The sequence below is a fragment of the Caballeronia sp. genome (assembly GCF_049581465.1).
GTDB lineage: Bacteria > Pseudomonadota > Gammaproteobacteria > Burkholderiales > Burkholderiaceae > Caballeronia.
On sequence record NZ_JBAUSA010000958.1, the window covers coordinates 1 to 3,480 of the forward strand.

Here is a 3,480-nt window from a genome sequence, read left to right on the forward strand (position 1 = left end):
GAACAGGTGACAAGGCTCCGCCATATCCACCAAGTCTTCGCACACCCTCGGGTCAAGACCGCTTCACCTGCGATGCCTCTATCCGATCGGCTGGACAGCCGAAAACGCCGTAATCTGATCTTGCGGATTATCTGTCACAGGAACATCTTCTTTCCGGTTTCAAAATGGGAGATGTCACACACTTCCGACAAAATCGCATCCGATATATACTGGGTTTTTCATGACGCATCACTCTGATGCTGACGAGGACGCAAATGACCCCAGAAACCACGGGCGTGAAGCTTGCCGATTTCCTGTGCTTTGCCGTTTACTCGGCAAACCTGGCTTTTGGCAAGGCCTATAAGCAGATCCTCGAGGAGCTCGGCCTCACCTATACGCAATACATCACGATTATTGCGCTATGGGAGGAAGACAATCAGACGGTCGGCGGCCTGGGCGAAAAGCTGTTTCTCGAATCCAACACACTCACGCCCATCCTCAAGAAACTTGAAGTGATGGGCTATGTGCTGAGGCAGCGGGACCCTCATGACGAGCGTCAAGTGCTGGTCAGCCTGACCAAAAGCGGTCGGGCCCTGCGCGCCAAAGGCCTGGACATGAACCTTGTGGAGGCTTGCGGCCTGACGCCCAAGGAGTTCCCCAAAGTGCAGAAGGCAATCGTCACGCTTCGCAACAACCTCATCAAGTCCGTGCACGAACCGAAATGATTGTTTGCGCGCAGGATTGACCCGCGGCGTCTCAGCAGTGGTTGCCCGGGAATGAGCTCACCTCGGTGAGCGAGCGGGTCGAATACCATCCAGTCTCACTGCGCGGCGGTGCTTGTCACTCGCCCGAGGAAACTCGCCTCATCCGCCGCCGCGCCTTGCACGACAGAAGCGGCATGAACCGGGGTGATCATTGCTAAGCCGAGGCTCGCAGTCGCAGCAGCCAGACGACGCAATTTGAACATGGGATGTTCCTTTGAAAAAGAAAGCAATCCGAAGGGTTAGGGAAAAAACGTAACCCTCCCTGTCAAATATTGGATCACCCCGTCCTTCAATTCAATTGGTACTTTTCGCGCACCAGATGGCCAATCCCCATGCGATCGAGGATGTCCATCGGACAGAGAATGGTGACGCGCACGGTACCGGGCAGCCGGCTGATTTCAATGGAACCGGCGATGGTGGCGCGATTGAGCACTTCGTCGTAGGGCAACCCTGTCACGGCTGCGGCGCGGCGCAGGCCGTTCTCCGTCGCAGCATTGAGATTCACGCCACTGCCGATAAAGGTGATCGGGCCGTTCTGCTCCACCTCGTGCTGACCCCAGCGCGCCCCGAGTTCAGCCACCTTGCGCCGTTGTTCGGCGCTCATCGGGCGAGCCATCGGCGGCAAGTCATCCAGGTTTTGCAGCAGGATCGGTCCATCGATGGTGAGGTGTTTGATGACCTCGACCGTCAACTCGGTTTCACCGGATACGTCCGTTGCATGGCCCGCGATCTCGCCATTGCCCTGCTGTGCATGCATGTCACCCATGTACACGCCCGCCCCTGGAACCTTGACCGGGCAAATCAGGATGCAGCCCTCCCGCACCGAGTTCGTGTCCATGTGCCCGTCAGTCTTGGCCGCCTGCAACTCTTCGGCGGTCACCGAATACCGATGCGGCGCTCCGATCAGGTACTGACCGAAATCGCCGCAGTTGTGGGAATCCGGCAAGTCACGGGCCGGCGTGGTGCCGATGTTGCCGAGGAACGGACGCATATGCGCCGCGAGGCCGGGTATATCGGCGCGAGCCATCGACAGGATCGAATGTTGGGCAGCCAGCTCGGGCAATGCCGACATGTGCGACGCGTTACCTGCCAGGCGATCGGCTACTGCCTGATTAACGGTCAGGCTGACGTGATTGTCGGGATCCAGCACGATCACATAGCCGTGCGCGAACTGGAATGCGCTCACCTCGGCGCCGCAGGCATCGCAGCGGATGGCATCGGCGCCGATTCCTTCAACATGACTGGCCGGATGTTCCGTGCCACACGCAGAGCAGAACTTGGCGACAAACGGGTCGCCGTGATAGCGACCTTCAACAAATTTCATGACGCCCGATGAGGTGGCCATCGACGTGACACGCATACGTTGAATCTTGAGCGCGACGGCGTCACCGACTTCGGCGCCGGCGATCGCGACTGGCTGCGTCACCTCGTGGCCGCCCTGAAATGCAGGCGTGATCATCGGCCCCCAACAGCCCGGCGGGGTGCCGGTAGTCAGCGTGCCACCATCGGCGAGGGGGCCGAGCATCGGCTGGCTGGGACCCACGACTCCACTGGTGTAGGTTTGAACGTGAAGCCTGTCCACGGTTGACTGCTCGGCGTGTGCGTCAGGCAGGGTGGTCGTCATTGTCTATCTCCGAGATTGGTTATTGATGGTGATGTGGCGAGGCTTGTTCGACCCCGACGATGAGCTCGCTGCCGAGCCATCCGGCGAGCAACGTGCCGGCAGCCGCGACCCCTTCATCGTCTCCCAGGCGTTCGACGAGCATGTCGCAGAGCGCGGCGAAGCTGCCGTTCTCCTGAAGATGAAGTAGCGCTTCGAGTTCAAGCGCGTCCACCTGTTTGAGGCAAGAGGTGAATTGCCGGCGCCAGACAATCAGGCCGCCAGGTTCGGCGAGCATCTCGCCCTCGGGCACATCCTTTTGTTCCGATAACGCCGACCAGATGCTGTGTGCATTGGTCGTGGCAGCACGGCTCATGAACGAGGGCGCGAGGTGCAGTCGAGCGGAGTCCCAGTCGATCGTCGCAAGCGCGTCGACGGGAAGCGGCTCGGCATCGGACGCGACGAAGGCTTCGGAAAGCGCGTTCTCGATCCAGGCGAGTTCATGGAGATCAGGGTTATCCGGATAAAGCGCGGTCAGCGTTTCGTTGAAATCGCCGGGATAAGCGTCGAGCGTCCAGGCGTGCGGCGGATGACTGTCGATATGCGTCATGGCCGCGGGCAGGAATGCGTCGTCGCCGAGCCACGCCCGGACCTGGGGGAATGACTCTTCGAGGCACCCCACGAGCTGGGCCCGGTAGTTGTTCTGATAGACGGATAGACCGGCCATGATGTCGGTGCCCAGACGAGAAGCGGTGTCGTCCGACGGGCTGACAAGCCAGGAGCGGAAATCGCGCTGCAGTTCGGCTAGCGTCATGCGGCCTCCGCTGTGCTGGAACGGGCGCGCGCGTCGGCGGCGCCCAGTGCCCGTGCGATCGACAGTTCGTCGAGCAGGTCGGACAGCGGCGGGATCTCGGCGTCGCGTTCGATCATTGTCGCGACCGGTCCGAACCGCGCGATTGCTCTTGCATAGAGTGTCCAGACGTCGCTGCAGACCGGGTTGTCATGGGTATCGATCAGCATGTCGCGGCCCTGGCTGTGCCCTGCGAGATGGATCTGGCGCACGCGATCGGCAGGAATGCCGTCGAGAAAAGCGTGGGCGTCGAAGCCGTGGTTCGTCGCGCTCACGAAGATGTTGTT

General features: G+C 60.6%; 6 protein-coding genes. 2 read left to right on the forward strand and 4 right to left on the reverse strand.

All coding sequences use genetic code 11. The features are described 5' to 3' along the window. On the forward strand, positions 1-237 hold a 237-nt coding region (locus WCA53_RS23485), incomplete at its 5' end, for a hypothetical protein (protein WP_423916111.1). Positions 238-254: 17 nt separating this feature from the next. Beyond that, on the forward strand, positions 255-704 hold the full coding sequence (locus WCA53_RS23490; protein ID WP_423916114.1) for a MarR family winged helix-turn-helix transcriptional regulator: 450 nt from the start codon (positions 255-257) through the stop codon (positions 702-704). Between the two features lie 95 nt (positions 705-799). On the opposite strand, the gene WCA53_RS23495 is transcribed toward WCA53_RS23490, so the two are convergent. The 4 genes from WCA53_RS23495 to WCA53_RS23510 all read right to left on the reverse strand — a co-directional run. Next, on the reverse strand, positions 800-946 hold the full coding sequence (locus WCA53_RS23495) for a hypothetical protein (RefSeq protein ID WP_423916116.1): 147 nt from the start codon (positions 944-946) through the stop codon (positions 800-802). 86 nt (positions 947-1,032) lie between these two features. Next, positions 1,033-2,367, reverse strand: coding sequence for an acetamidase/formamidase family protein (locus WCA53_RS23500; protein ID WP_423916118.1), 1,335 nt, complete (start codon positions 2,365-2,367; stop codon positions 1,033-1,035). A gap of 19 nt (positions 2,368-2,386) precedes the next feature. Further along, a complete protein-coding gene (locus WCA53_RS23505; RefSeq protein WP_423916120.1) occupies positions 2,387-3,157 on the reverse strand; it encodes a putative DNA-binding domain-containing protein in 771 nt (256 codons plus the stop codon). Continuing rightward, positions 3,154-3,480 (reverse strand): DUF692 family multinuclear iron-containing protein (locus WCA53_RS23510; RefSeq protein WP_423916123.1); only part of this gene is annotated, 327 nt, incomplete at its 5' end. The genes WCA53_RS23505 and WCA53_RS23510, both read right to left, overlap by 4 nt.